At 66.5% G+C, this 23,461-nt stretch carries 27 protein-coding genes; 16 read left to right on the plus strand and 11 right to left on the minus strand.

What is annotated here, in order from left to right:
* Positions 1–9 precede the first annotated feature (9 nt).
* The 3 genes from ACWF4Z_RS05005 to ACWF4Z_RS05015 are packed head-to-tail and all read right to left on the minus strand — an operon-like array spanning position 10 to position 2,886.
* A complete protein-coding gene (locus tag ACWF4Z_RS05005; protein ID WP_452241629.1) occupies positions 10–834 on the minus strand; it encodes a carbohydrate ABC transporter permease in 825 nt (274 codons plus the stop codon).
* Positions 827–1,690: a carbohydrate ABC transporter permease gene (locus tag ACWF4Z_RS05010; RefSeq protein WP_452241630.1), complete on the minus strand. Its 864-nt coding sequence runs from the start codon at positions 1,688–1,690 to the stop codon at positions 827–829. The genes ACWF4Z_RS05005 and ACWF4Z_RS05010 overlap by 8 nt, the downstream gene beginning before the upstream one ends.
* Positions 1,687–2,886 carry an ROK family protein gene (locus ACWF4Z_RS05015; RefSeq protein ID WP_452241631.1) on the minus strand — a complete coding sequence of 400 codons (1,200 nt, stop codon included), beginning with the start codon at positions 2,884–2,886 and terminating at the stop codon, positions 1,687–1,689. Before ACWF4Z_RS05015 ends, ACWF4Z_RS05010 begins: the two co-directional genes overlap by 4 nt.
* A 272-nt stretch (positions 2,887–3,158) precedes the next feature.
* Between ACWF4Z_RS05015 and ACWF4Z_RS05020 the strand changes: the two genes are divergently transcribed.
* From ACWF4Z_RS05020 to ACWF4Z_RS05035, 4 genes are all read left to right on the plus strand, one after another.
* Positions 3,159–3,476, plus strand: coding sequence for a hypothetical protein (locus tag ACWF4Z_RS05020; protein WP_452241632.1), 318 nt, complete (start codon positions 3,159–3,161; stop codon positions 3,474–3,476).
* A gap of 96 nt (positions 3,477–3,572) precedes the next feature.
* Complete coding sequence (locus ACWF4Z_RS05025) at positions 3,573–4,706, plus strand: epoxide hydrolase family protein (RefSeq protein ID WP_452241633.1); 1,134 nt, start codon at positions 3,573–3,575, stop codon at positions 4,704–4,706.
* 205 nt (positions 4,707–4,911) lie between these two features.
* Positions 4,912–5,538, plus strand: a complete 627-nt coding sequence (locus tag ACWF4Z_RS05030) for a DUF2461 domain-containing protein (RefSeq protein ID WP_452241634.1) — start codon at positions 4,912–4,914, stop codon at positions 5,536–5,538.
* A gap of 11 nt (positions 5,539–5,549) precedes the next feature.
* Complete coding sequence (locus ACWF4Z_RS05035) at positions 5,550–6,002, plus strand: hypothetical protein (protein ID WP_452241635.1); 453 nt, start codon at positions 5,550–5,552, stop codon at positions 6,000–6,002.
* 52 nt (positions 6,003–6,054) lie between these two features.
* On the opposite strand, the gene ACWF4Z_RS05040 is transcribed toward ACWF4Z_RS05035, so the two are convergent.
* A complete protein-coding gene (locus ACWF4Z_RS05040) occupies positions 6,055–6,426 on the minus strand; it encodes a hypothetical protein (protein WP_452241636.1) in 372 nt (123 codons plus the stop codon).
* Positions 6,427–6,572: 146 nt separating this feature from the next.
* Here ACWF4Z_RS05040 and ACWF4Z_RS05045 point away from each other — a divergent pair, with 146 nt between their 5' ends.
* The 3 genes from ACWF4Z_RS05045 (at position 6,573) to tgmB (ending at position 9,036) form a co-directional block, all read left to right on the plus strand.
* Positions 6,573–7,442: a helix-turn-helix domain-containing protein gene (locus tag ACWF4Z_RS05045; RefSeq protein WP_452241637.1), complete on the plus strand. Its 870-nt coding sequence runs from the start codon at positions 6,573–6,575 to the stop codon at positions 7,440–7,442.
* Between the two features lie 205 nt (positions 7,443–7,647).
* On the plus strand, positions 7,648–7,980 hold the full coding sequence (locus ACWF4Z_RS05050; RefSeq protein WP_452241638.1) for a hypothetical protein: 333 nt from the start codon (positions 7,648–7,650) through the stop codon (positions 7,978–7,980).
* 81 nt (positions 7,981–8,061) lie between these two features.
* Complete coding sequence (gene tgmB / locus ACWF4Z_RS05055) at positions 8,062–9,036, plus strand: ATP-grasp ribosomal peptide maturase (RefSeq protein WP_452241639.1); 975 nt, start codon at positions 8,062–8,064, stop codon at positions 9,034–9,036.
* Between the two features lie 20 nt (positions 9,037–9,056).
* Here tgmB and ACWF4Z_RS05060 read toward each other — a convergent pair whose 3' ends face one another.
* Positions 9,057–9,932, minus strand: a complete 876-nt coding sequence (locus ACWF4Z_RS05060; RefSeq protein WP_452241936.1) for a helix-turn-helix domain-containing protein — start codon at positions 9,930–9,932, stop codon at positions 9,057–9,059.
* Between the two features lie 449 nt (positions 9,933–10,381).
* Here ACWF4Z_RS05060 and ACWF4Z_RS05065 point away from each other — a divergent pair, with 449 nt between their 5' ends.
* Together ACWF4Z_RS05065 and ACWF4Z_RS05070 are read left to right on the plus strand one after the other, a co-directional pair.
* On the plus strand, positions 10,382–10,576 hold the full coding sequence (locus ACWF4Z_RS05065; protein ID WP_452241640.1) for a hypothetical protein: 195 nt from the start codon (positions 10,382–10,384) through the stop codon (positions 10,574–10,576).
* Entirely contained in the window at positions 10,573–10,791 is a 219-nt protein-coding gene (locus tag ACWF4Z_RS05070) for a hypothetical protein (RefSeq protein ID WP_452241641.1), read from the plus strand. The genes ACWF4Z_RS05065 and ACWF4Z_RS05070 overlap by 4 nt, the downstream gene beginning before the upstream one ends.
* A 203-nt stretch (positions 10,792–10,994) precedes the next feature.
* Here ACWF4Z_RS05070 and ACWF4Z_RS05075 read toward each other — a convergent pair whose 3' ends face one another.
* Positions 10,995–11,228, minus strand: a complete 234-nt coding sequence (locus ACWF4Z_RS05075) for a DUF397 domain-containing protein (protein ID WP_452241642.1) — start codon at positions 11,226–11,228, stop codon at positions 10,995–10,997.
* 171 nt (positions 11,229–11,399) lie between these two features.
* The gene (locus tag ACWF4Z_RS05080; protein ID WP_452241643.1) at positions 11,400–11,750 is read right to left on the minus strand and encodes a nuclear transport factor 2 family protein; all 351 of its coding nucleotides are present in this window, start codon (positions 11,748–11,750) and stop codon (positions 11,400–11,402) included.
* A gap of 117 nt (positions 11,751–11,867) precedes the next feature.
* On the opposite strand from ACWF4Z_RS05080, the gene ACWF4Z_RS05085 reads away from it, so the two are divergent.
* On the plus strand, positions 11,868–12,638 hold the full coding sequence (locus ACWF4Z_RS05085; RefSeq protein WP_452241644.1) for a hypothetical protein: 771 nt from the start codon (positions 11,868–11,870) through the stop codon (positions 12,636–12,638).
* Here ACWF4Z_RS05085 and ACWF4Z_RS05090 read toward each other — a convergent pair.
* Positions 12,635–14,107, minus strand: coding sequence for an alpha/beta hydrolase (locus ACWF4Z_RS05090; protein WP_452241645.1), 1,473 nt, complete (start codon positions 14,105–14,107; stop codon positions 12,635–12,637). The genes ACWF4Z_RS05085 and ACWF4Z_RS05090 overlap by 4 nt on opposite strands.
* Positions 14,108–14,219: 112 nt before the next feature.
* Between ACWF4Z_RS05090 and ACWF4Z_RS05095 the strand changes: the two genes are divergently transcribed.
* Positions 14,220–15,332 carry an NAD(P)/FAD-dependent oxidoreductase gene (locus ACWF4Z_RS05095; protein ID WP_452241646.1) on the plus strand — a complete coding sequence of 371 codons (1,113 nt, stop codon included), beginning with the start codon at positions 14,220–14,222 and terminating at the stop codon, positions 15,330–15,332.
* Here the strand turns inward: ACWF4Z_RS05095 and ACWF4Z_RS05100 are convergent.
* Positions 15,276–16,196 carry a MarR family transcriptional regulator gene (locus ACWF4Z_RS05100; protein ID WP_452241647.1) on the minus strand — a complete coding sequence of 307 codons (921 nt, stop codon included), beginning with the start codon at positions 16,194–16,196 and terminating at the stop codon, positions 15,276–15,278. The two genes, ACWF4Z_RS05095 and ACWF4Z_RS05100, sit on opposite strands and share 57 nt — an antisense overlap.
* Before the next feature lie 190 nt (positions 16,197–16,386).
* Between ACWF4Z_RS05100 and ACWF4Z_RS05105 the strand changes: the two genes are divergently transcribed.
* From ACWF4Z_RS05105 to ACWF4Z_RS05120, 4 genes are all read left to right on the plus strand, one after another.
* Complete coding sequence (locus ACWF4Z_RS05105) at positions 16,387–17,259, plus strand: ABC transporter ATP-binding protein (RefSeq protein WP_452241648.1); 873 nt, start codon at positions 16,387–16,389, stop codon at positions 17,257–17,259.
* Positions 17,256–18,161, plus strand: a complete 906-nt coding sequence (locus ACWF4Z_RS05110; RefSeq protein ID WP_452241649.1) for an ABC transporter permease — start codon at positions 17,256–17,258, stop codon at positions 18,159–18,161. Before ACWF4Z_RS05105 ends, ACWF4Z_RS05110 begins: the two co-directional genes overlap by 4 nt.
* A gap of 18 nt (positions 18,162–18,179) precedes the next feature.
* Positions 18,180–19,190, plus strand: a complete 1,011-nt coding sequence (locus ACWF4Z_RS05115) for a zinc-dependent alcohol dehydrogenase family protein (RefSeq protein ID WP_452241650.1) — start codon at positions 18,180–18,182, stop codon at positions 19,188–19,190.
* A 247-nt stretch (positions 19,191–19,437) separates the two neighbouring features.
* A complete protein-coding gene (locus ACWF4Z_RS05120; RefSeq protein ID WP_452241651.1) occupies positions 19,438–19,701 on the plus strand; it encodes a hypothetical protein in 264 nt (87 codons plus the stop codon).
* A gap of 3 nt (positions 19,702–19,704) precedes the next feature.
* On the opposite strand, the gene ACWF4Z_RS05125 is transcribed toward ACWF4Z_RS05120, so the two are convergent.
* Complete coding sequence (locus tag ACWF4Z_RS05125; protein ID WP_452241652.1) at positions 19,705–21,189, minus strand: alpha-N-arabinofuranosidase; 1,485 nt, start codon at positions 21,187–21,189, stop codon at positions 19,705–19,707.
* A gap of 181 nt (positions 21,190–21,370) precedes the next feature.
* On the opposite strand from ACWF4Z_RS05125, the gene ACWF4Z_RS05130 reads away from it, so the two are divergent.
* Complete coding sequence (locus tag ACWF4Z_RS05130; protein ID WP_452241937.1) at positions 21,371–22,363, plus strand: LacI family DNA-binding transcriptional regulator; 993 nt, start codon at positions 21,371–21,373, stop codon at positions 22,361–22,363.
* Positions 22,364–22,485: 122 nt separating this feature from the next.
* On the opposite strand, the gene ACWF4Z_RS05135 is transcribed toward ACWF4Z_RS05130, so the two are convergent.
* Positions 22,486–23,439 carry an aldo/keto reductase gene (locus tag ACWF4Z_RS05135; RefSeq protein ID WP_452241653.1) on the minus strand — a complete coding sequence of 318 codons (954 nt, stop codon included), beginning with the start codon at positions 23,437–23,439 and terminating at the stop codon, positions 22,486–22,488.
* Positions 23,440–23,461: the final 22 nt, after the last annotated feature.

Here is a 23,461-nt window from a genome sequence, read left to right on the forward strand (position 1 = left end):
TTCCTCCCCTTACTTGATGCCGGTGTGTGCGACACCGGCGATGATGTGGCGCTGCGCGAGCAGGTAGACGATGGCGATCGGCACGATCGAGACGACCGAGCCGGCCATCACGACGTCCCACCGCGTGGTGAATTGGCCTTGCAGCGTGGACAATCCGAGCGGCAGCGTCATGAACTCCGGCGACCGGATCACCACCAGCGGCCAGAGGAAGCTGTTCCAGCTGCCCATGAACGCGAACACCGCGACGGTCGCGAGCGCCGGCCGGATCAGCGGCAGCACGATGGTGGTGAAGATCCGCAGATGCCCGGCCCCGTCGATGGTGGCGGCCTCGTCCAGCTCGGCAGGTACGGCGGTGACCGCCTGCCGCAGCAGAAACACACCGAACGCGGACGCGATCGTCGGCGCGAGCAGTGCGAAGTACGTGTCCTGCAGGTTCAAGGTCTTCATCTCGATGAACAGCGGTACGACGAGCACCTGCAACGGCACCATCAGCGTCGCCAGGTAGCACCCGAAGATCACGTTCTTCAACGGGAAGTGCAACCGCGCGAACCCGTACGCCGCCATCGATCCGGTCACGAGTTGGAAGACGGTCGAGACGATCGCGATCAGCAGCGAGTTCACCAGGATCCGCCAGATCGGCACCGCGCCGACCAGCGTCCGGTAGGCGTCGATCGTCGGATTGTGCACCAGCAGAGTCGGCCCGTCGGCGAGCGACCCCTCCGGCGTGATCGAGGTGATCACGGTCCAGAGGAACGGGAACAACATCACCGCGGCCCCGAGCAGGACAGCGACGTACAGGACGATTCGGCTGGGGAGCGAGCGGGTCTCACGCATAGTGCACCCACTTCCGCTGCCCGCGGATCTGGACCACCGTGATCACCAGGATCACCGCGAACAGGATCCACGACAGTGCGGATGCCTCACCGGCACGTCCGTACCGGAAGGTGAGGTCGTAGATCTGCCCGACCACGACCTGGCTCGACCCCGCCGGCCCGCCACCGGTCATCACGAACACCTGGTCGAAGACCTGGAAGCCGTTGATCAGCGAGATCACCACCACGAAGAACGTCGAGGGTGACAGCAGCGGCACCGTGATCCGCCAGAACCGTTGCCAGGCGTTCGACCCGTCCACCGTCGCCGCTTCGTAGACGTCGGTCGGGATGGACTGCAGCCCGGCCAGCAGGATCACCATCACGAACCCGAGGTCCTTCCAGGCCGACGACAGAATCACCGCGGGCAACGCCCACTGCGGATCCGTCCACCAGCCCGGAGTCGGCAGCCCGATACCTCCGAGCACCTGGTTGACCAGCCCATTAGAGGGATTGAGCAACCACTTCCAGACCAGCGCGACCACGACCCAGCTCGTCACCACCGGCAGGAAGTAGACGGCCCGCAGGAACGAGCGCCCCTTCAGCCGTTGGTTGAGTACGAGCGCCAACCCGAGACCACCCGCATACACGAGCGGGAGATACCCGATCACGTAGATCAACGTGTGCAGGAAGACTCGCCGCGTCATCGGATCGCTCAACAGGTTCGTGTAGTTGTCGAGCCCGACCCACTGCATCGGCGAGATCAGGTTCCACTTGTGCAGGCTGACCCACAGGCTCGACACCATCGGCACCAACGTGAACACGAACAGCGGGATCGCGCTCGGCAACAGGAAGAACAGCACCCAGCCGAGCTTCTTCACGACGCCCCCAGGCGGGCGCGGACGAGACGGCTTTGCTCGCCGCCGTTCCCGGTCGAGTCGAACGGCGACGCCAGGACCAGCGACGCCGCGCCGCGGGCCCACTGATCCTCCGTCCACGGCTCGACCAGCACCGGCACGCCTTTGCGGGCCGGAAGCAACGATCGCCGGAAGGACGGCTCGAACCCGCTCTGCCAGAACTCCCATCCGTCCACCCCTTCACCGAGCAGTACGACGACCTCCGGGTCGACCGTGTGAATGACGCCGGCCAGCGCTCGCCCCAGGATCTTGCCGGCGTCGGCATAGACGGCTCGTGCCGTCGCATCCCCAGTAGTTGCCGCACGCAACAAGCCGCCGAGCGTCTCGCGTGCGGACAGGACGCCGCGGTAGCGCGCCGTACGGACCAGCGCGTCCGCGCCGATGTACGACTCCAGACAGCCGGTCGATCCACAGGTGCACCGCGGCTCGTCGCCACCGACTGCCGAGACCGGGATATGGCCGATCTCGCCCGCGCCGCCGTTCGCGCCGCGGTAGATCCCGCCGTCGACCACCATCGCGCAACCGATTCCACGTCCGATCGTGACGACCAGGTACGACGAGTGCTCGCGGCCGATCCCGTACAGCCGCTCGGCCGCGGCCAGCGTGTTCACGTCGTTGTCGACGAGCACCGGCGTACCGACTGCTTGTCGCAGGACCGCGCCGACCGGGACGGCTCGCCATCCGAGTGTCGGCGCGTCGACGATCCCGGACGCCTGGTCGTCCACCGAGCCTGGCACGCCCACGCCGACTCCGAGCAGTTGGCGGTCCAGGCCGGCGACCTCCTGGGTCAGGATCTGGCCGAGCCGGTCGAGCATGTCGGGCGCGTTCGGGTCGAAGTCGTGCGCAGCGGACGCCAGGACGGTGCCGTCGAGTTCGGCGGCGACTACCGCGACGTGGTCGGCGGTGACCTTAGCGCCGAGCGCGACGCCGGCCTGGCTGACCAGTCCGAGCAGCCGGGCCGGACGGCCGCCGTTCGACGGGACCGACTCGAGCTCCTCGACGATGCCACGGGCGATCAGGTCCTTGGTGACCTGAGTGACGGTGGCCGGGCTGAGGCCGAGGCCGCGCGCGATCGCCGTCCGCGACGTCGGCCCGCGGGTGCCGAGCAGCGCGACGATGCCGGACGGCACCAGCTCACCGCGGGGACTCTGACCGCTCACCGTCGACTCCTTGCGCTTTCTCGCAGAGACTTCCTTCGGCACTAAATTTAGTGCGAAATTAAGCCCCAGCGAACGCTGTGTCAAGGGCAAGGACCGGCTGAGATCGCGGTCACAGTGGGTCATGTCCTGAGTAAGGAGTATGTGAAGAATCGGTCCTGACCGGCCTCGCGGGTGGGGATCCTCCGGCACCGGACCGTAAGTTCGGTGGCGGGTGGTCCGTCAAAGGCAGGAGTGATCGACGTGCAACGGGGCTCACGAGGGATGCCCTCGGCATGCCCGCGGAGGGCAACTCGCTCGGCGAAGCTGGAGTCGGCATGCCGATGGTGAGGCGGATTCTCGGTACCGCCGGGGCGTTGCTGGTGTTCACTGGGGTGCTACTCGGGTTCCGATCGGTCTCGGCCGCCGGGACGAACTGTGGCTCCGCATTCCAGCCGGCCGCGGGGATCACGCCGATGGCGTGTGACAACGCGCTGAACGGCTCGGGCACGCTGGTCACGATCGTCATCTGCGCCGGCGCGCTCTGCCTGATCGCCGCCCTCACCGTGAAGGTGGTCCGCGACCGAACCGTCCGCGACCAGGTCAACGTCTGATTCGGTGTGCTGTCCGGCGCCGGGGGTCGTCGGTGTGCACTCCGCGGGTGACTGAATTGATGTGCGCTGCGTGGGGGACTGCGACATCCTGCCGAGGTGACTATCGAAGAGTTCCGGCTGGACGTGCCCGAGAGCGAGCTGACGTACCTGCAGGCTCGCCTCGACGACGTGCGGTGGCCCGACGAGCTACCTGGGATCGGCTGGGAGTACGGCGTACCTCTGCGGTACTTGCAGGATCTGGTCGAGTACTGGCGTGACGGGTATCAGTGGCGAGTCCACGAAGCACGGTTGAACGAGTGGCCGCAGTTCACCACCACGATCGACGGTGCGAACGTCCACTTCGCTCACCTGCGCTCACCGAATCCAGCTGCGACGCCGCTGGTGATCACGCACGGCTGGCCGGGGTCGATCGTCGAGTTCAGTGAGATCGTCGGGCTGTTGCGGGACGAGTTCCACCTGGTGTTGCCGACGATCCCCGGGTTCACGCTGTCCGGGCCGACCCGCGAGCCCGGGTGGGAGTACCAGCGGACCGCGCGGGCGTGGGCCACGCTGATGGAGCGGCTCGGCTACGACCGGTACGGCGTACAGGGCGGCGACTGGGGTGCGGCGATATCCCGCGAGCTCGGCCGGATCCATCCCGAGCGGGTGATCGGCGTACACCTGAACCTCATCCCCGGCGCGGGCGCTGTCACAGCACCGACACCGGAGGAGCTCGAGCCGCTCGACCAAGCAGAGCGCGACCGCACCTGGGCATCCTGGCGCCGCTTCGAACGCTGGTCACGAGAGGAACAGGGCTACGCCGACCTGCAGTCGACCCGACCCCAGACCCTCGCATACGCCCTCACCGATTCACCCGTCGGCCAGCTCGCCTGGATCGCCGAAAAGTTCAAAGCCTGGTCGGACCCCGCCTCCGAGATCAGCCGCGACCACCTGCTAACCAACGTGATGCTCTACTGGCTGACCCGCACCGCCGGCTCCTCCGCCCGCATCTACTACGAACGAGCCCACGCCTCGTACCGGGGCAACCCGCCAGACCCCTCAACCACCCCCACCGCACTCCTGGACCTGGCCCACGAAAACTTCATTCCCCTCCGCCACAAACTCACCCACACCGACAACATCATCCGCTGGACAACCCACCCCCACGGCGGCCACTTCGCAGCCCTAGAACAACCCCAAGCCCTAGCCCAAGACATCCACACCTTCTTCACCTCCCTCAAAACCACCTGAAAAGCATCGGAGGCGACACTCAGCCGGACCGTCGACGAGCCGGAAGCGCTACCTGCGCATCTAGAGCGTCCGCACGTACCGGCGCGTGGCGCGGCTGCAGTGTGGCGGGACATCAGCCGGATGACCCGCCGTCGAACGTGCGGTGAGCCGTCGTGAGATCCGCCTGCTCGGATGGGGTTGCTGGGCAGCCTTTAAGCTGGCGGGTATGGGTTTCACCGGGTTTCCGGCCGCTGCGCTGGACTTTTATGACGACCTCGAGATGGACAACAGCAAGACCTTCTGGACGGAGCACAAGCACGTCTACGAGGAGTGTGTGCGAGGTCCGATGGCGGCGTTGGCCGGTGAGCTCGAGGCGGAGTTCGGTGCGGCGAAGCTGTTCCGGCCGTACCGGGACGTGCGGTTCGCTCGCGACAAAACGCCGTACAAGATCCACCAAGGCGCCTTCATCGACGTCGCTCCCGCCACCGGCTGGTACGTCGAGGTCGCGGCACCCGGAGTCCGCGTAGCAGCCGGCTTCTACCAGGCCGACGCAGATCGCCTGGCCAGGCTCCGCACAGCCATCGACGAAGACCGCCGAGGCAAACAACTGGAAAAACTCCTGGCCGACCTCACCGCCACCGGCTGGACAGTAGGCGGCGACCGCCTCAAAACCAGCCCCCGAGGCTACGACGCCACCCACCCAAGAATCGACCTACTCCGCCACAGGTCGCTGACAGTCACCAAGTCCTACGGCTTCGAGCCCATCATCCACAAACCAGAACTGGCCACCCAGATCCGCACCGACTGGCAATCCACCAAGCCTCTCATCACCTGGCTGACCGACAACTCCTGAAGAGACCGACCATGCTGCTACCCGCCGACAAAGATCAGCCGCTGACGGCCGACGAGCTCACCGCAAACAAGATCTTCGAGCCCTTCGGCATCCAGATCGTCTATGTGGGCGGGATGTTCACGCTGCGCGGAAATCAGGTCGGGCTGGATGCCGCGTACCTCCACGTCGAGACCTCCCAGCAGATCCCGAGGTCGGTGAAGGTGAAGATCAACGTGTTCCTCGGCTCGTTCGACACCCTGCTCGCCGACTGCCTGGCGGCCAAGGGCTACCCGAACGCCCTCGACCACACCAACCGCGGTCCCAACAACGAAGACCTCAACCGCGCACCCCGCGAGGTCTACGCCGCCTGCACCCGCAAGGTCGACGACGCCAGAGCCACCTACGGCCTGCACTTCAAAGGCGAAACCCCCGACGTCCTACACGCAGCCAAAGGCCCAACCGCGAAACTCCTCGAGTCGCCGTAACGTCGGGAGAGCCTGCTGGTTTGCGTGTAGTTCGGCACCTCCCAGCGCGTCGTCACCTGGCTGGCAGACAACCTGACCGTGTGTCGTCGAACAGGACGATGACTGGTCGCTCGGTCACCCGCTCCACGAAGTCCCGCCAGCCGTACGGGTCGCCATCCACGCCGAGATGACCCAGATGCGGAACCGCAACCGCGACTGTCCCCGGGTTCTGGACCGCTGCTCGGACAAGAGCCTTCAGTCCTTCGGGGACTCCGTCGTTGGGTAGGTCCTCCTCGACCACGAGGTAGCCCGGCAGGTAACCCGCGCGCTGTGCCGCTTCCTGCAGAGCCCGGCCGGTGTCGACCCAATCGCGAAGCCGACCGACGAGTGATTCGTGCACGTAGCAGTGCAGCGCCGTTCCGGTGTCGATCGTCGCGGTTCTCATAGCAGGACCGTACGGACGGTGATGGCTCTTGTACCATACGAATCTGGGTACATATGGGGGCGTGAATATCAGATTCATGAACCGCAAGCCGGCCGACAAGGCGAAATATGTACCTTCTCGGGACTGAAAACGAGAGGTTGTGGACAATGCCGAGAGCCGCCGGCCCGCCGACCGTTCGACTCCGTCGCCTCGCGGCCGAGATGAAGGCCCTCCGCGCCGAAGCTCAGCTGACTCGCGAGCAGGTCCAGGAACAGACCGGCGTCAACCAAGGCACGCTGTGGCGCATCGAAAAGGGCCAGGCCAAGCCGCACAACGGCACCCTGGAAACCTTGTGCGATCTGTACGGCGTGGACGACTCACGCCGGACCGAACTCATCGAATTGGCTCGGGGCGCGAAGTACCCCGGGTGGCTGCGGCAGTTCCGCCAGTATCCGGACGATTCAGCGGGTAGCTACGCCGCCTACATCAGCTTCGAGTACGAGGCGAAGGCTTCACACAACTACGAATCCCTCTTCATCCCTGGCCTTCTCCAGACCGAGGAGTACGCGCGCGCAACCATGGTCGACGGATGGTCGATGGAGGCCGAAGCCATCGAACGGCGCGTCGAGCTGCGGATGGAGCGGCAGATCCTCCTGACGCGGAAGCGGGAGGGGCGAGATCCGCTGGAGTTCTGGGCGGTCGTCGACGAGGCCGCACTTCGACGAGAGGTCGGTGGCCCAGCCGTGATGCGGGCGCAACTCGGCCGACTGCTGGAGATGGGCGAACGAGCCAACATCACGTTGCAAGTGATCCCTTTCGACAAGGGCGCTTATCCAGGGATGTCCGGCTCGTTCGTCCGCCTCAACTTCGGGGCGTTGGCGCCCGACATCGTCTGCGTGGAAGGCCTTGCAGGTCACATCTTCCTGGAGCTGGAAGCTGAGCTCGATCGGTTCAGCCTGGCATTCGACCACCTCCGGGCGATGGCGCTCAGCCCACGTGACTCGGGTGCCCTGATCGCCGCCCTGATCGCTCAATGACCCACGGGCACGTTGTCCACAACCTCGCGTTCTAGCTGCTGCCCGGTACAGCGAAACGCGCAGCCGGGCTGTACTTGCTCCCCTTTGGTGCTCGGACGGCCCTCGGCGCGCACGTAGATTCGTATGGTGCGAGACATCCCAGGCTCCGTACGGTCATTTTGTGACGACCTCAGCCGCGAGTCTGACGTTCTGGCCCCGAAGTGCGATGGGCCTGCTGCCGGGTGTGCACCGCATGCTGTACTGCTACTCCCACGAGCGGCTGGTCGGGAAGCTTCGCGACCTCGTTGAAGTTCAAGAAGCTGCGCATCGCCTGGCGATGGAACGGGAGTACGAGCTCGGTCCGCTGTTCGTTGAAGAGGACGCCTCCGGTCGTGCGATGCAAGCACTCATCGAAGCCGCGACCTCTCACATCGGTGGAGCCGTGGTCGCGATGCCCCATCGCGGGCACTTGATTCCGCTCGGCGGACCGTTGGAGTGGCAGGCGTTTCTGGAAGAGACCACTGGTCATTCACTTCTGTTCACAGGCCACAACCCCTGATCAGCGGGGCGGGCATGCTGGATCCCTGACGCCCGTGTCCGTCCCGCCTTCCACAGCTCGCACCCATCGAGAGGACCGGCCATGCCCAGCAATTCGATCGGGACCGGCATGGCCAGGCGCGATCCCGTTCTGGTCCTGACCTGCGTTGACGATCCCACGTCGGACGCAGTCATCGACGAACTGAACTCACGAGACGTGCCGGTCGTCAGGTGTGATCCGGCTGATGTACTGACCGGCCAGGTCAGCGTGACCGCCCGCTACGGCAGCGATCCGAGCATCTTGGATACCGGTAGCTGTGAGCTGGACCTGGGTAGAGTTCGCTCGGTCTACTACCGCCGCCCTTCGCCATATCGTGCACCGAGCTGCCTGGCTGATCACGATGGGCGCTTCGTGGTAGATCAGGCCCGGCACGGAATGGGCGGAGTCCTCGCCGGTATCCGGGCTCGCTGGGTGAACCACATCTGGCGCTCGCTCGAAGCCGACTTCAAGCCGGCGCAGCTCACGGTCGCTCGCGAGCTCGGTTTCGTCGTACCTCCGACCTTGATCACGAATGTGCCGGAGGAGGCGCGGGCGTTCGCGACCGCTCACGATCACGTGCTCTACAAGCCGCTTCACGCGACTGAGTTGTACAGCGAGGACGGATTGTTGTCGGTCGTTTGGGTCGATGAGGTCAATGCTGATGAACTCGACGGAGGCGTCGCCACTACATTGCACATGTTCCAGCAGCGCGTGGACAAGATCGCCGACGTCCGGACAACGGTCATCGGTCAGAGTGTGTTCAGCGTTCGCATCGATTCGCCTCACCGCGACTGGCGCCGGGACCACGAGGCCATCAGGTACAGCGTGATCGACACTCCTGATGAGGTGGCGCGGGCGTGCTGGCGTTACCTCGGGCGGTTCGGATTGTGGTTCGGCGCTTTCGACTTCGGGCTCACTGACGATGGCCGGTGGAGCTGGTACGAATGCAACAGCGGCGGGCAGTGGTACTGGCTCGAGGTCGAGACCGGGTTGCCGATGGCGGCAGCGACTGCCGATCTTCTGGAGCATATTCCATGACTGAGCTGCGTCGTGGAGGCTCAGGCGTTTTCGTAGTCTCGGCGGATTTTGGCGAGGATGTCTCTGGTTTGGTTGGGGGGTGGGGCCGCTACGCAGAGGGCTTCCATGGTGGCTGTGTACTGGTCGAGGTCCTCGGGCTTGTCCAGGTACAGGGCGCTGGTGAGGTGCTCGATGTAGACGACGTCGGGGAGGTCCTGCTCGGGGAAACGCAGGATGCTGTAGGCGCCGCCGGTCGCGGCGTGGCCGCCGGAGCTGAAGGGCATGACCTGGAGGGTGATGTTGGGCTCGTGGGTTGCGTCGATGAGGCGGTCGAGCTGCAGCATCATTGCCTTCACGCCACCGATCGGACGGCGCAGGACCGATTCGTCGACGACGGCCCAGAGGCGGATCGGGTTCGCGCGGGTGAGGACGTCCTGGCGGCTGGTGCGCAGCGCGACCCGCCGGTCGACCTCCTCGCCGGTGATCAGCCCGCGACCGAGCTGCACGACGGCGCGCACGTAGTCCTCGGTCTGCAACAGGCCGGGGATGAACTGGAGCTCATAGGTACGAATCAGGGCGGCCGCTGCCTCGAGTCCGAGATAGGAGTGGAACCAGCTCGGCAGGACATCGCCGTACCGGTGCCACCAGCCGGGGTTGTTCGCCTCGCGGGCGAGGGCGAGCAAGCGTTCGCGCTCTTCGCCGTCGTCGAGGCCGTACAGCGTCAGCAGGTCGCTGACGTCACGCTCCTTGAAGCCGACGCGGCCGAGCTCCATCCGGCTGACCTTGGACTCCGAGGAACGGATCTCCCACCCAGCATCGGAGCGGCTGATCCCCGCCGCATCCCGCATCCTGCGCAAGTGCGCTCCGAGGATGATGCGAAGCGCGGTCGGTCCGCTCTGCGCACCCGACTCGGACACACTCACCTCCCACAGCCCCCAGCGGTCTGATCCAGCGGCAACCTCACCCGCAAGTGCACATCATCGCACGTCAGAACCTGAATCTGCCGAAGTTCTTACACAAACTCCGCGAATCGGCACCGACGATCACGCAGCGTAACACTAGTCGATTCAGGACTCTGGTCTTTGTCAGGACATGATAATCCCTCCGACGCGCCTCGAACGCCGTTCGACGAAATGCCGGCCGGCCCTCGACAGGCTCAAAACCGGAGCCAAGGGTCTCGATATGGAAAACGTGCGGATGCACGTGCATCGGGCGCTTGCATTCGCAACGTGCCGACGCCATGATTGCTTCATGCACAGAAGGTGAGCTGATTCTCGCGAAACGTGACATCGCGTGAATCAGCAGGCCGGTCCTACAGGCCGCCGACGGCCCCCCGTCGGCACGACTGGTTGGGGAACCCGAGTCGATGAGTGATGACGACAGAGAGGCAGCCGAGCGCGCGGCCCAGATGTCCGGCGGCCGCGCACCCGACGAGCTGACCGAGCGGGAGATCCAGGAACTGGTCGCGCGTTGCCCCGAGCAACAGCGCTGGGCCTTCGAGGGCTGGTTGCGAGGCGTTCGCCAACTCGACGGCGACCCGATCGTGAGCCTCGCCCCATGACCGTCGACAGAGCAGTAGGAGGCCGAAAAATGGTGCGGATCTGGCTGGGAGACCACCTGATCGCCGAGTACGTCGCCGAGCCGGACCGCGCGTCGCGGTACCAGCGGGTGATGACTCCGAAGTTCACGGGCCTGCGCATCACCGTGGACAACGCACCGAGCGCCAAGGGCTCCGAACTGCCCAGCGAACAACTCTGGCCGCTCACCGTCCAGTAGACCGTTCGCAATACGAAGGCCGACCCACGCCGAGGGTCGGCCTTCGTTGTCTTCTGACGTCTTTCGTCCGCCGGCTGCCGGGTCCGGATGCCGGCGGACCTCTCAGGGCCTGGGATGCCGACCTCTCACGATCTGAGTCCGGGCAGAGAAAGAGGCCCCTTCGTCACTCGCCTGAAGAAGGGGCCTCTTGTTCTGGGAGTCAGTCAGGCCAGGTAGTCGAACTCGCCATCGTGAACGCCGCCGAGGAACGCCTCGATCTCTGCCTTCGTGAAGACCAGCGCGGGGCCACCGGTGTGACGCGAGTTCCGAACCGCCACGCCGCCGTCCGCCAGCTTGGCTACCTCTACGCAGTTGCCTTCAGGGCCGCTGCGCTGGCTCTTGCGCCAGGTCAGGTCACTGATCGAGTCGCCGGGCATGCCGTTATAGATAGCAGTCATCAGCTGCACCTTCCGTACGTCTTAGGCATATGCACGTGCATTTGGGCTTGCATCTGCATCGTACCCGTTTTGGGCGTGCGTGTCTGCTCCACTACGTACGGTGATTTGGATCCGCTCAAACGTTCGTTGGACCGGCGTGTTCGTCGCGATCGGTGACGATTTGGGCCGTTACTACGTTGGAGTGCCCTGGTGGAAGTAGAGCCGCCAGGTGCCGTCGTTCCGTCGCCAGATCGAGCTTCGGCGGACCGGCCGCCCCCCGGCTCGACGCGAAACGTAGGTAACGTGCACGAGATCCTCGGCGAGCTGGACGCCCGCGACCTCCGTCGCTTCGGCCGGCTCGGGGTCTGTGATCGCTCCGCATGCGAGCGCGGCCACGATCGCCGGCCGATCCCACAGCCGCCCGGACGCGCCGACCTCGGTGAACTCCGGATCCAGCAGCGCGTCGACGGTCTCTGCCGCGGACCGCACCTCCGGCCGCAACAAACTCAACTCCGCCGCGACAGCAACCTCGATGTCATCCATACCTGCAGATTAGGTACGCCGCGATCCCGACTCGCCTGAGGTGGTTGTCACTGTGGGTGCGGGGCACCGGCACAATGGGACAGAACGAGGAGATACGTCGTGCTCATGGCGTTACGGATGTTCAGAACGGTGCCCGCCGATGCGGTCTCCGTCGTTCGTGCGTACCCACCGATGGTGGTGTGCTTCGGTGCCGCGCTGACCGGCACCGCGCTGGTGTTCGACGTCTTCTATCTCGTCGCGAGCCCGGGGCTGACGCTCGCACTGGTCTATACAGTGCCCGTGCTGGCGGGCCTGATCGCCGGCCTGGTGGCTGCGGCCGACGATGTCGGGCTCGAGCAACGAGTCCTGCTCCGCACGGCCGGCGCGGCCGTTGCCCTCGGCATCACCAACGCGATCGTGGTGGCGATGATCGCCGCGATGAACCGGACCGACCCGTCGAATTGGGCGGCGGGTGGCCAATCGGTGCTGTTCGCCGGCTGCACGGTCCTGGCGGTCGCGGTGTCGATCGCCGCCTGCCGCCGGATGATCGAAGCGCTCGGCATCGAGCTCCGGACCAAGCTGCCACGCCGACCAGTGCGCGCCCCGGCCGCTGCGGTTGCGGTGGCGGGACTCGCGGCCCGGCCGGCGCCAAAACCGCGCGCGAGCAAGGAGTCGGCGGCCCGAGCCAAACCGATCGAGCCGCCGCCGCCACCTCCACCCGCACCCGACAACGAAGAGACGATCCCGGTCTTCGTCCCCCCGCCCCCGCCGATGGTGGATCTCGACGAGGCCCGCCCGGTCGGTTCCCTGGGCCGCTCCAGCGGACACGCCGACCGCCTCACCCCACGCCCCCGCCGCACCGGCACCCGCCGTACCAACAACAAACCCGGCAAGCGCCCCGGCACCTAGCAGGTTTGGTCTGTGGTGGGGAGGGTGCCGGTTTGTAAGTAGGTGATGACTTTGGTGTCTACGCAGGGGTTGGCGTATTCGCCGAAGATGCCGTGGGCTCGGACGTTGTTCAGGGTGATCAGGCGTGAGCCGGTCAGTTGGTGGTGGAACTGGATGGCGCCTGGGTAGATGGTGCGGGGGTCGCCGGTGGCGGCGACCATCAGGGCTTTTTCGTTGTTTGCGATTTTGGTGGGGGCTTCTCGGGGTTGGATCGGCCAGAAGGCGCAGGGGGAGAGCATCTGCGTGAGCGTGCCGAAGTGCGGCTCGGAGGCGCGATGTGCCTGGATGTCTCGCCAGTACACCTCGGGGTCGCGCGGCGCCGCCACGTCGCCGCAGATGATCGAGGTCTGCACGCTGGCGGGTTGTGAGGCCGCCGGGCTCAGGAAGGCGTCGAGGAAGACGGCAAGGTTCTCGTCCGGCTCGACCGGACCGTTGGTGGCCTTGAGCAACGTTTGCACGAGACCGGAGTACTCGGCGCGCGCCGGATCGCGGTCGTCGCCGAGCGGGCCGAAGAACACGAGCGGCAGGAAGCCGTCATCAATCATGTACTTGCCGATCCGCAGTCCCTTGTCCGCGGCCGCCTTGTAGATGCGGTTGACCGTCGCGAGCACCTGCCGCGTGCTGCTCCCCAAGTGGTACGACGAGTCCCGCGCGGCCGCCCACGTCGCCCACGCACGGAGCGCGGCCTCGTTGGCCGGGCCGGTCAGCTTGAGCAGCCGCGGTCCGTACGTGTCCGGATTCGCCGGGCCGTCGAGAAGCACCCGATCGGTCCGGCCCGGGAACAGCTGCAGATAGACCGCACCCAGGTAGGTGCCATAGGAGTAGCCCAGGTACGAGATCTTCCGCTCGCCGAGCGCGATCCGGATCCGGTCGATGTCGCGGGCGGTGTTCCGAGTCGTCACGTACGGCAGGAGACCCCCGGCCTCCTTGGCGCAGCGTGCCGCGAAGTCCGCCTGCTGCCGGGTCGCTCGATCGAACGATGCTCGGTCGGCGCCGCCCGACCAAGGCCAGCCCGCGAACGAGAGCTTGCAGTCGAGCGGACTACTCCGCCCGACGAACCGCGGATCCATCCCGATCAGGTCGTATCGCGTCCCGGCCGCCTTCATCGTGTCCCGCAGCTCCAGCGGCATACTCAATCCGGGTCCGCCCGGGCCGCCGTCGTTCAAGACCATCGCCCCGATGCGATCGCCGGTCGCCTTCAGCCGCGACATCGCGACGGTGAGCTTCGGCCCGTTCGGACGGCTGTAGTCGAGCGGCACCTCGAGGTCGCCGCAATCGGCACCGGCTTGATCCAGCTGGGCCCCTTCGGAATCGGCAGCGTTCAGCTGGCACTTGTGCCACCGGAACTGCGGCGCGACGGTCTGTGCCGACGCGCTTAAGGGCGCACCTGCCGAGGCGCCCACCAGTGCCAGCACCATCAGTAGTTTCATCGGTCCTCCCTTGGACTCAGCACTCACGCTAGAAAGCCGCGGAGTTCGCCACAGTGCCTTCAACACCCGTTCGGAGGTCGCGTCCGCGCTACCACCCGGCACACTGGGACATGTGTGGGATCTGGTGATCGTCGGAGCCGGCCCGGCCGGAGCGTCGGCCGCGCTCGGCGCGCTCGCGGCCGACCCGACGTTGTCCGTACTGATGCTCGACCGCCACGACTTCCCCCGCGACAAGGCCTGTGGCGACGGCATCGCGCCGCACGTACTCGACCTCCTGGCCGGTGTCGGAGTCACCGGGATCCTCGACGACTGGACCCCGGTACGACGGTTCGCGCTGACCCGTGGTGAGGCCGGGGTCGACCGCGACATGGCCCGGCCGAACTGGGTGGTCCCGCGGACCGTCCTCGATCAACGCCTCGTCGAAGCGGCCCAGGCCGCCGGGGCGCAGCTCATCCGCCGGCGCGTCCGCGGTGTCGAGGTCCAAGGGCGATCCGTGGTCGTGGACGGCGAGCTGGACTCCCGGTTCCTCGTCGGTGCCGATGGCGCGCATTCCGTCGTACGGCGGGATCTCGGCCTGAAGCCTGGTCCGGTCGCGCTGGCGATCCGCGGGTACGCGCCGACGCCGGCCGCGCGGGCCGCGAGTCAGGTGATCGCGTACGGGCCGGGCCGGCAACCGTCGTACGCGTGGTCCTTCGACCGCGGGGACGGCTGGTCGAACGTCGGGTACGGCGAACAACTCACGAGCGGTCGTCCCCGTCCGACCCGCGCCGACCTGTTGGCGCACCTGGAGGAGTTGTTGCCTGGAGCATCGAATGATGGGGAGTCGTGGTGGGGACATCATCTGCCGCTGTCCGCCTGGACCTGGCGTCCGCAGGCGGGCCCGGTCATGCTGGCGGGCGATGCGGCCGGGCTGATCAATCCGATGACGGGTGAGGGCATCTATTACGCGGTCGCGACCGGTCTGCTGGCTGGCCGCGCGGTCGCGGATGCGCTGCGATCCGGCAGCGCCGACGCCGGTACGTCGTACCGTCGCCGCACGACCCGTCTTCTCGCCAGGCACCTCCGGCACACTGCATTGACAGCCCAACTCACCCGCTCGACCCGAGTCCTCGACACCGGCATCCGCGCAGCCGCCGCCGACCAGCACATCTTCGACGACCTCGTAGAACTAGGCCTCGCCGACGGCCTCATCACCCCACGCCTGATCCGCGCCTTGCTTTCCTGACAGTGCGGTGAGTTGGGCTGCGGTGAACGTGGTGTTTTCGGTGGCGTAGGTGAGGGCGTTGATGACGCGGGGGAGCGGCCAGTCGAGGGCGGTGGATAGCTGGTCAGCCGTCAGAGGACGCGCGGCGTGCATTAGTGCGGCTAGGAGGGTGATGCCGTCCTCGATGATCTCGAGGCCCAGACCGCCGGACATGTCTTCGCCGAGGCGGTGGAAGAAGGAGGCCATCTGGGTGAGGCGTTCGCCGGCTGGTGTGTCCGGGCCGAGTAGTTCGGCGCCTTCGGCCGCGGTTTCGGCCCAGTTGAGGTTGGTCCGGGAGCTGACTTCCCAGGCTTTCGTCCACACCTCGTCGGCGATGACGTAGTGCTGCATGCGGCGCCGGGGATCGGGCTCGCGGTGGACCATGCCGACCCGTTCGAGATAGCCGATCGCTGTGGAGATCGATGCCGGGCTGACCCGAAGCTCCTGGACGAGCTCAGCCGCGGTCAAGCTCCGAGAGTCGCTTGTATAGAGAACGGCGAGCACTCGCGACGCCATCCGCGGCAGTCCGCCCTGAACCATCATCGTCGCGAACCGCTCAACAAACTCCGACCGCCGCCGCCCCTCACCCGCAGACACCCCGAGCCTGCCGCCGCCCCCGGCGACCCCGCCCCCGTTCGTGGAGTTGCGGCGGCGGGCGCGGGCGGCGGTTGCGTAGTGGGCGTGGTCGGCGCGATACCCCTGCGCTCCACCGTTGCGCGCGATCTCGCGGCTGACCGTCGACGTGGGCCGATCCAGTTCCCGGGCGATCTCGGCGTACCCGAGTCCCTTCGTCAGCCCCGCCGCGATGCCGACCCGATCCTGATGACTCAACCTGCCTCCGGGCATCGCGGTCCCCTTCTGCGTTCACCGCCAGCTCATTGCAATGAACGTCAACCCCAAGTTGCATTCGACCGCAATCTCATTGCACAGATTGCCACACATGCAGCAGATTGTCAGCCACAAGATCGCTAAGCATCTTTCGATGATGAGTGAACGCAACGTAGCTTTCGGACAACTCTGAAAGCGAGGTGGTCCCATGGTTCTCACCGTGGACGGGTTACGGATGCGGTACGGCGAGACAGAGGTGCTTCGGGAGGTCTCGTTCCAGGCGCAGCAAGGTGAGGTGGTCGCTCTGCTCGGACCGAACGGCGCCGGGAAGAGTACGACGATCGAGATCCTCGAGGGCTTCCGGCTGCGTTCGGCCGGTCGGGTCGAGGTGCTCGGCGTCGATCCCGCCAAGGCCGACGAGCCGTGGCGGTCGCGAGTCGGCATCGTGCTGCAGTCGTGGCGCGACCACGGCAACTGGCGTGTGCGTGAACTCCTGCATCACCTCGGCAGCTACTACGCGCCGTACTCAACGGCGACGGCTCGTCGACCGTGGGACACGAGCGAGCTGCTCGACACCGTCGGTCTCACCGCGCACGCGGCCCAGAAGATCAAGACGTTGTCCGGCGGCCAGCGACGCCGGCTTGACGTCGCGATCGGGATCGTGGGGCGGCCGGAGCTGCTGTTCCTGGACGAACCGACCGCAGGCTTCGACCCGGAGGCACGGTACGAGTTCCATGCGCTCGTACGCCGGCTCGCGGCCGAGCAGGAGACCACGATCCTGCTCACCACGCACGACCTCGACGAGGCGAGCAAGTTGGCGCACCGCATCCTCATCCTGACCGGCGGCCGGATCGTCGCGGCCGGGACGACGGCTGAGCTCACCACGCTGATCGCGGGCGAGGACGAGGTCCGGTGGATCGTCGACGGTCAGCACTTCCGCAAGTCGACGCCAGACTCGACCGCGTTCGTCCGCGGCCTTTTCGCCGAGTACGGCGCTGCCGTCCGCGAACTCGAAGTACGCCGGGCCTCGCTCGAAGACACCTATCTCACCCTGATCCGAGGACAGGAAGTCACCTCATGAACAAGACAAGCGAGCCAACGCCGGACGGGGTGGGATCGCGGCGGGGGACTGCGATGGCGTCGCCGCGGGTTCAGGCTGTGCGAGTCGGGTGGGAGCGCGGGGTGATCGAGCTGCGGCAGTCGTTCACCAATGGCGCTGAGTTGTTCAGCCACTTCCTCTGGCCGGTGCTGATGCTGGTCGCGCTGTTCTTCCTCCGGCACCGGGACTTCGGCGAGACCGGCTTCCTGCTCGGCGCACTGGCTCTGCCGAGCATCCTGGGGATGAACGCAGCGATGGGCATGGTCAGCATGAGCCAGCAACTCACCGCCGATCGCGAGGACGGCACCTTGCTGCGCGCCAAAGCCACCCCGAACGGAATGCTCGGTTACCTCGTCGGCAAGGTCGTCTCGGTCGCCGGCAGCTTGCTCGCGGATCTCGCCATCCTGCTCGTTCCAGGACTGTTCATCGTCGACGGACTCACCCTCGGCTCCGCCCACTGGCTGACGCTGATCTGGGTCCTGCTGCTCGGCCTGATCGCGACGCTCCCGATCGGCGCGATCCTGGGATCGGTGTTCACCACCGCCCGTGCCCAGGGCCTGATCCAGTTGCCGGTGCTCGGTCTGATCGCGATCTCCGGCATCTTCTATCCGATCACCGCACTGCCGAGCTGGCTGGAGTGGCTCGGACAACTCACACCGATCTACTGGCTGGGGCTGGGCATGCGGTCGGCCCTGCTCCCGGACAGTGCGGCCGTAGTCGAGATCGACGGATCGTGGCGTCACCTCGAAACGGTCGCCGTACTGGGTGTGTGGGCGGTCGCCGGGTTGTTGCTGGCACCCGTCGTACTGCGTCGGATGGCTCGGCGGGAGTCCGGTTCGAAGGTCGCCGAACGACGGGAGCGGGCGCTCCAACGCGTCGCGTGAAGGTGAGATGGTCGAGGTATGAGCGATCTCATGGACGCATGGGCGGTCGAGCATCCCGGACCGATCGACGGTGGGCCGTTGCAGCGGGTACGGCGTCCTGTCCCCGAGCCGGCACCGGGTGAGGTGCTGGTCAAGGTCGAGGCCTGCGGGATCTGCCGCACCGACCTGCACCTCAGCGAAGGCGACCTACCGCCCAAGCGACCAGGCGTGATCCCCGGCCACCAAGCCGTCGGAACAGTCGTCGGATCGGCAGGCGGGAGGTTCGCCGAGGGAGATCGGGTCGGAATCGCCTGGCTCCGGAGCACGTGCGGGGTGTGCGAGTTCTGCCGCTCCGGATCCGAGAATCTCTGCCCGCGGTCGACCTACACGGGTTGGCATGCGGACGGCGGTTTCGCCGAGTACGCCGTCGTACCGGAGGACTACGCGTACGCCCTGCCGACAGACCGGCCGGCCGAGGAGATCGCGCCGTTCCTGTGTGCCGGGATCATCGGTTACCGCTCACTCCTGCGCGCGAACCTGCCGCCTGGCGGCCGCCTCGGGATCTACGGCTTCGGCTCCAGCGCCCACCTCACGGCCCAACTCGCGACCGCCCAGGGCGCCGAGCTCTTCGTGCTGACCCGCGGCGAGAAGAATCGCGAGCTGGCCCGCGAGCTCGGCGCCGCGTACGTCGGGGAGACCGCCGACCGACCGCCCGCGCCACTGGATTCGGCGATCGTGTTCGCACCAGCCGGCGATGTGGTGCCGTACGCATTGGAGGCGCTCAAACCCGGCGGCACAGTAGCGGTCGCAGGCATCTATCTGTCCGACGTACCGGGGCTCAACTACGAACGGCACCTCTTCCACGAACGCGACCTCCGCAGCGTCACCTCCAACACCCGTCGGGACGGCGAGGAACTGTTCCGCCTGGTCGCGAGGCTCCCGGTCGCAGCCCACACCACCGTCGTGCCGTTCGGTGCGATCGACCAGGCCCTCGCGGATGTCGCCCACGGGCGGGCGAGTGGTTCCCTGGTCGCTGTCCTCGGCGGCTGAACCGATCGGGCTCGACGATCGTTAGAACTAAGTGAAGATTCCAGGAACGGGCCGGTCCGGGTTTCAGCAGTAGCCGCTAGCTGCGTTAGATTTGATCAAATCTTACCGCGCTACGCACGGCTACCAGGGAGAGTGATCGCCATATGCAGGATCTGACCAGGCAGGTGTGGTCGGTCCTTGCGACTGGCGTGTGCGGGCGGAGCCCGGCCATCACGGCGGCCCGGCCCTCTTCTCCGCGAGACGGGCAGTGCTGACCAAGGTCCTCGGCGCGGTGGGTGTGGTCCTGCTGATCGTCGGGGTGGTCTTCGCCGTTCGTCCGGTCTCCGTCAACGACCGTCCGTGCGGTTCGGTGTTCCAGCCCGAGAAGGGCATCACGCCGATGCAGTGCGACGCGCGACTGAACAGCCGCGCCAACGCCGTCACCGGCTTCGGTGCCGGCGGCGTGGTGATCGTCCTCGCGGGCTTCGCGATCGCCGCGATCCGCGATCGCCGCAGCCGCGTCTCCTCCTGACCGTCACACCGCCGAGCTGATCGTCGCGAACGAGTGCGGCGGCAGCCTGACCCGTAGCCCGCGAGGTTCCGATTCCAAGCTGAGCGGAACCGGAGCAACCGCATCAGGATCAGTCATGGTGTTGCGGGACTGCGGCTTGGTTGCTGTCAGCAACCTTCCGACCGGATCCCGAACCGCTCCGCCGCGCAGATCCAGTACGACGTCCAGTGGCGCAACGGGATCCAGATTGCTGAGCGACACGAGCGCCCGTCCGTCCTTGACCGACGCCGACGCGGACACGAGCTTCATCGGCCCGGCCGACGGGGGTTGGTCGACCACGTGCACAGGCACGGAGACCGCGTCGTGGTGTCCCTTGTTCATCTCGAAGACGTGGTACGTCGGGGTCCGGACAAGCCCACCCTTCTCGTCGGTGTGCAACACCGCCTGGAGCACGTTGACCGCCTGCGCGAGGTTCGCCATCACGAGCCGATCCGCATGCCGGTGGAACACATCGAAGTGCAGACTCGCCACCAACGCGTCGCGCATCGTGTTCTGCTGGGACAGGAAGCCAGGATTCGTACCCGGCTCGACGTCCCACCAGGTGCCCCACTCGTCGAGTGCCAATCCGACTCGGCGTCCGGGGTCGTAGGCGTCCATCACCGCGGAGTGAGCGCGGAGTACGCGCTCCACATCCTGCGCCTTGATGATGGTGCGGTAGTAGTCGTCGAGGTCGAAGTCGGTCGCAGATCCCTTCTGCTGCCAGGTCCCTGCGATCGTGTAGTAGTGCAGTGAGATCGCCTGGAAGGTGTCTCTTGGCGCGCGTCGGCTGCCCAGGCTGCTGATGGACTTCATCAGGGCTTCGGTCCAGGCCAGGTCGTCGTCGGTCGCGCCGGCCGCGATGCGGTACAGGGAGTTGTCGCCGTGGTCCCGACAGAACGTGGCGTACTGGCGGGCCAGATCGGCGTACGCCTCGGCGCTCAGGTTCCCACCGCATCCCCAGGTCTCGTTGCCGATTCCCCAGAACGGAACTCGCCACGGTTCGTCCCGGCCGTTCGCCTTGCGTAACCGAACCATCGGGCTGTCACCGGCACGCGTGAGGTACTCGACCCATTCACTCATCTCCCGCACGGTTCCACTGCCCACATTGCCACTGACATATGGATCCGCGCCAAGCAGCTCACACAACGCCATGAACTCATGAGTGCCGAAATGATTGTTCTCCTCGACGTCACCCCAATGCGTGTTGATCATCGACGGGCGATCGGCCTTCGGTCCGATCCCGTCTTTCCAGTGGTACTCGTCGGCGAAACAACCGCCCGGCCAGCGCAGATTCGGAATGTTCACCAGGCGAAGTGCATCTATCACATCGAGCCGGATGCCACGCTCGTTCGGTAGCTCTGAGTCCTCGCCGACGTAGAAACCGCCGTAAATACAGCGTCCGAGATGCTCGGCGAAGTGACCGTACAGGTGCCGGCTGATCGTCGGGCCCGGTACGTCGAAATCGATCACGATCCGTGCAGATGATGCCTTGGACAACAGATTCCCCCATGGATTGTTGGTCGCGCGGCCGTCTGGAGGGCTACTGTACGGCGCAGATTCATCGGGATATCGTTTGCATAGGGTGGGGTACATGAAGCGACCGGGGCGGCGGGGTGGGGACGCCGGCAGGCGAACGTCCGCTGTGGTGACAATGGCGGACGTGGCACGGTCGGCGGGTGTTTCCACAATGACCGTGTCCAACGTCATCAACGGGCGGCCGCGCGTCGGCGCCGCGACCCGGGAGCGCGTGCTGGCCGCGATCAGCGAGCTCGGCTACCAGGTCAACCTGGCCGCCCGGCACCTGCGCGCGGGGCGAACCGGAGTGGTGGGTCTCGCTGTCCCCGAGCTCGAGCGCCCGTACTTCGCCCAGCTGGCAGGACGCCTTGCGGATCGTTTCGAGGCACACAATCTACGGATCGTGATGGAGCGTACGGGTGCGAGCCGGGAAGGCGAGCTGGATGCGGTCGCGTTCTCGCGGCTGCGGATGTACGACGGTCTGATCCTCAGCGTGGTCGACAGCGACCCGTCCGAATTGAGCCAGCTCCGCAACGACGCACCGGTCGTGATGATCGGCGAACGCGCGCTGCCGTCCCGCTTCGACCACGTGATGATGGACAACGTCGACGGAGCGCGGCAGGCGACCGCGCATCTGCTCACCACCGGCGCGCGTCGGATCGCGATGCTCGGCGGCGACCCGGACTCGACCGCGAACATGCCGTCCCTGCGAGCCGAGGGTTATGCGGTGGCGCATGCGGAGGCCGACGTACCGATCGATCCGGAGCTGACGATCCGGTGCAGATTCACCCTGCAGGAGGGGTACGACGCGATCCGGTCGTTGCTGGGGCGTGGGATCGGCTTCGACGGGGTCTTCGCGCTGACCGATGTCGTTGCCCTGGGCGCCCTTCGGGCCTTGGCGGATGCGGAGCTGCGGGTGCCGGACGACGTGCAGGTGGTGGGTTTCGACGACATCGACGAAGCGCCGTACCTGGTGCCGGCGCTGTCGACCATCAACCCGGGGCACGAGGAGATGGCGGACGCGATCGTCGCGTTGCTGATCGCTCAGCTGAACGGCGGGCCGACCGGTGATCCGCAGGAGCTGATCGCGCCGGCCCGCCTGATCCTGCGCGGCACTACCAAACCCTGACCCCCAAACCCGTGCACGAGGACAGGACGTATACGTCCACTGCCGCCAGATTTCCGCACCGCGACACCTGGCGCGATCGGGCGGTGGCCGTATATGTCTGTCGAGTTGCCCGCTCTGAAGCGCTAACCCGCGATCAGCTTGGTGATCTCGGCCAACTGGTCGTCGGTGAGGGGGCCGAATGCCATCGCGCCGGCGTTGGCCTCGGCCTGTGCCACCGTGCGGAATCCCGGGATCGGGACGGTCCGCGGGCTCCGCGCCCACAACCAGGCCAACGCGCCCTGCGCCAGCGTCCGCCCGTCGCTCTCCAGGACGTCGCGGACAGCCGTGACCTTGTCCCACCACTCGGGTGCCGGTACGCCGCCCTTCTCGAAGTAGCGCAGCCAGGACGGCGGCAGCGTCCGGATGTCCGCACCGGTCGCCGGCCGGTTGGCGTCGCGGCGGCCGAGGATGCCCATGCCGAGCGGGGTCCGGTTGATGCTGGCGAGGTCCTCGCGTTCACACAAAGCGAAGAAGTCCGGGGCGTCGTGCAGCACACTCGCTTCGTGCTGCACCGCCGAACAGTGCTTGCCCGCGGCGAACAACTCCGCGCTGTGCAGGGTGTCCGTGCTCCAGGCGTAGCTGCGGATCAGCCCTTCCCGGACCAGGTCTTCGCACGCGTCACGCAACGGCAGCGCGATCTCATCGGTGGTGTCGTAGTGCAGTTGATACAGGTCGAGGTAGTCCGTCCCGAGCCGGTCGAGCGAGGCCCGCACGGCCTTGTGCACGTACTCGGGTGTGCTGTCCTGCCCGTGCATGACCCGGGTCGCCTCGTCGAACGTGTTACCCCACTTGGTCGCGATCACCACCTGGTCGCGACGGCCCTCGAGTGCCTTACCCAGCACGCGTTCGCTGTGTCCGGCGCCGTACACATCGGCGGTGTCGAAGAACGTCACCCCGAGCTCGACCGCCCGCCGGATCGCCCGCACCGACTCGTCGTCGTCGACCTCACCCCACCCGAGCGGATTCCCCTCTTCATCGCTGAACGGCCCGCCGATCGCCCAGCTCCCGAACCCCACCGGGCTGACCTCGATACCCACCCGTCCCAATCTGCGCTTCTCC

It is taken from the genome of Kribbella sp. NPDC055071 (assembly GCF_053608045.1).

What these genes read in the sequence shown, in the direction of transcription:
- ACWF4Z_RS05005 (WP_452241629.1), bottom strand. Translation starts at nt 834, where the DNA reads ATGCGTGAGACCCGCTCGCTCCCCAGCCGAATCGTCCTGTACGTCGCT.
- ACWF4Z_RS05020 (WP_452241632.1), top strand. Translation starts at nt 3,159, where the DNA reads ATGCCCGCGGAGGGCAACTCGCTCGGCGAAGCTGGAGTCGGCATGCCG.
- ACWF4Z_RS05030 (WP_452241634.1), top strand. Translation starts at nt 4,912, where the DNA reads ATGGGTTTCACCGGGTTTCCGGCCGCTGCGCTGGACTTTTATGACGAC.
- ACWF4Z_RS05035 (WP_452241635.1), top strand. Translation starts at nt 5,550, where the DNA reads ATGCTGCTACCCGCCGACAAAGATCAGCCGCTGACGGCCGACGAGCTC.
- ACWF4Z_RS05040 (WP_452241636.1), bottom strand. Translation starts at nt 6,426, where the DNA reads ATGAGAACCGCGACGATCGACACCGGAACGGCGCTGCACTGCTACGTG.
- ACWF4Z_RS05045 (WP_452241637.1), top strand. Translation starts at nt 6,573, where the DNA reads ATGCCGAGAGCCGCCGGCCCGCCGACCGTTCGACTCCGTCGCCTCGCG.
- ACWF4Z_RS05050 (WP_452241638.1), top strand. Translation starts at nt 7,648, where the DNA reads ATGGGCCTGCTGCCGGGTGTGCACCGCATGCTGTACTGCTACTCCCAC.
- tgmB (WP_452241639.1), top strand. Translation starts at nt 8,062, where the DNA reads ATGCCCAGCAATTCGATCGGGACCGGCATGGCCAGGCGCGATCCCGTT.
- ACWF4Z_RS05065 (WP_452241640.1), top strand. Translation starts at nt 10,382, where the DNA reads ATGAGTGATGACGACAGAGAGGCAGCCGAGCGCGCGGCCCAGATGTCC.
- ACWF4Z_RS05070 (WP_452241641.1), top strand. Translation starts at nt 10,573, where the DNA reads ATGACCGTCGACAGAGCAGTAGGAGGCCGAAAAATGGTGCGGATCTGG.
- ACWF4Z_RS05075 (WP_452241642.1), bottom strand. Translation starts at nt 11,228, where the DNA reads ATGACTGCTATCTATAACGGCATGCCCGGCGACTCGATCAGTGACCTG.
- ACWF4Z_RS05080 (WP_452241643.1), bottom strand. Translation starts at nt 11,750, where the DNA reads ATGGATGACATCGAGGTTGCTGTCGCGGCGGAGTTGAGTTTGTTGCGG.
- ACWF4Z_RS05085 (WP_452241644.1), top strand. Translation starts at nt 11,868, where the DNA reads ATGTTCAGAACGGTGCCCGCCGATGCGGTCTCCGTCGTTCGTGCGTAC.
- ACWF4Z_RS05090 (WP_452241645.1), bottom strand. Translation starts at nt 14,107, where the DNA reads ATGAAACTACTGATGGTGCTGGCACTGGTGGGCGCCTCGGCAGGTGCG.
- ACWF4Z_RS05100 (WP_452241647.1), bottom strand. Translation starts at nt 16,196, where the DNA reads ATGCCCGGAGGCAGGTTGAGTCATCAGGATCGGGTCGGCATCGCGGCG.
- ACWF4Z_RS05105 (WP_452241648.1), top strand. Translation starts at nt 16,387, where the DNA reads ATGGTTCTCACCGTGGACGGGTTACGGATGCGGTACGGCGAGACAGAG.
- ACWF4Z_RS05110 (WP_452241649.1), top strand. Translation starts at nt 17,256, where the DNA reads ATGAACAAGACAAGCGAGCCAACGCCGGACGGGGTGGGATCGCGGCGG.
- ACWF4Z_RS05115 (WP_452241650.1), top strand. Translation starts at nt 18,180, where the DNA reads ATGAGCGATCTCATGGACGCATGGGCGGTCGAGCATCCCGGACCGATC.
- ACWF4Z_RS05130 (WP_452241937.1), top strand. Translation starts at nt 21,371, where the DNA reads ATGGCGGACGTGGCACGGTCGGCGGGTGTTTCCACAATGACCGTGTCC.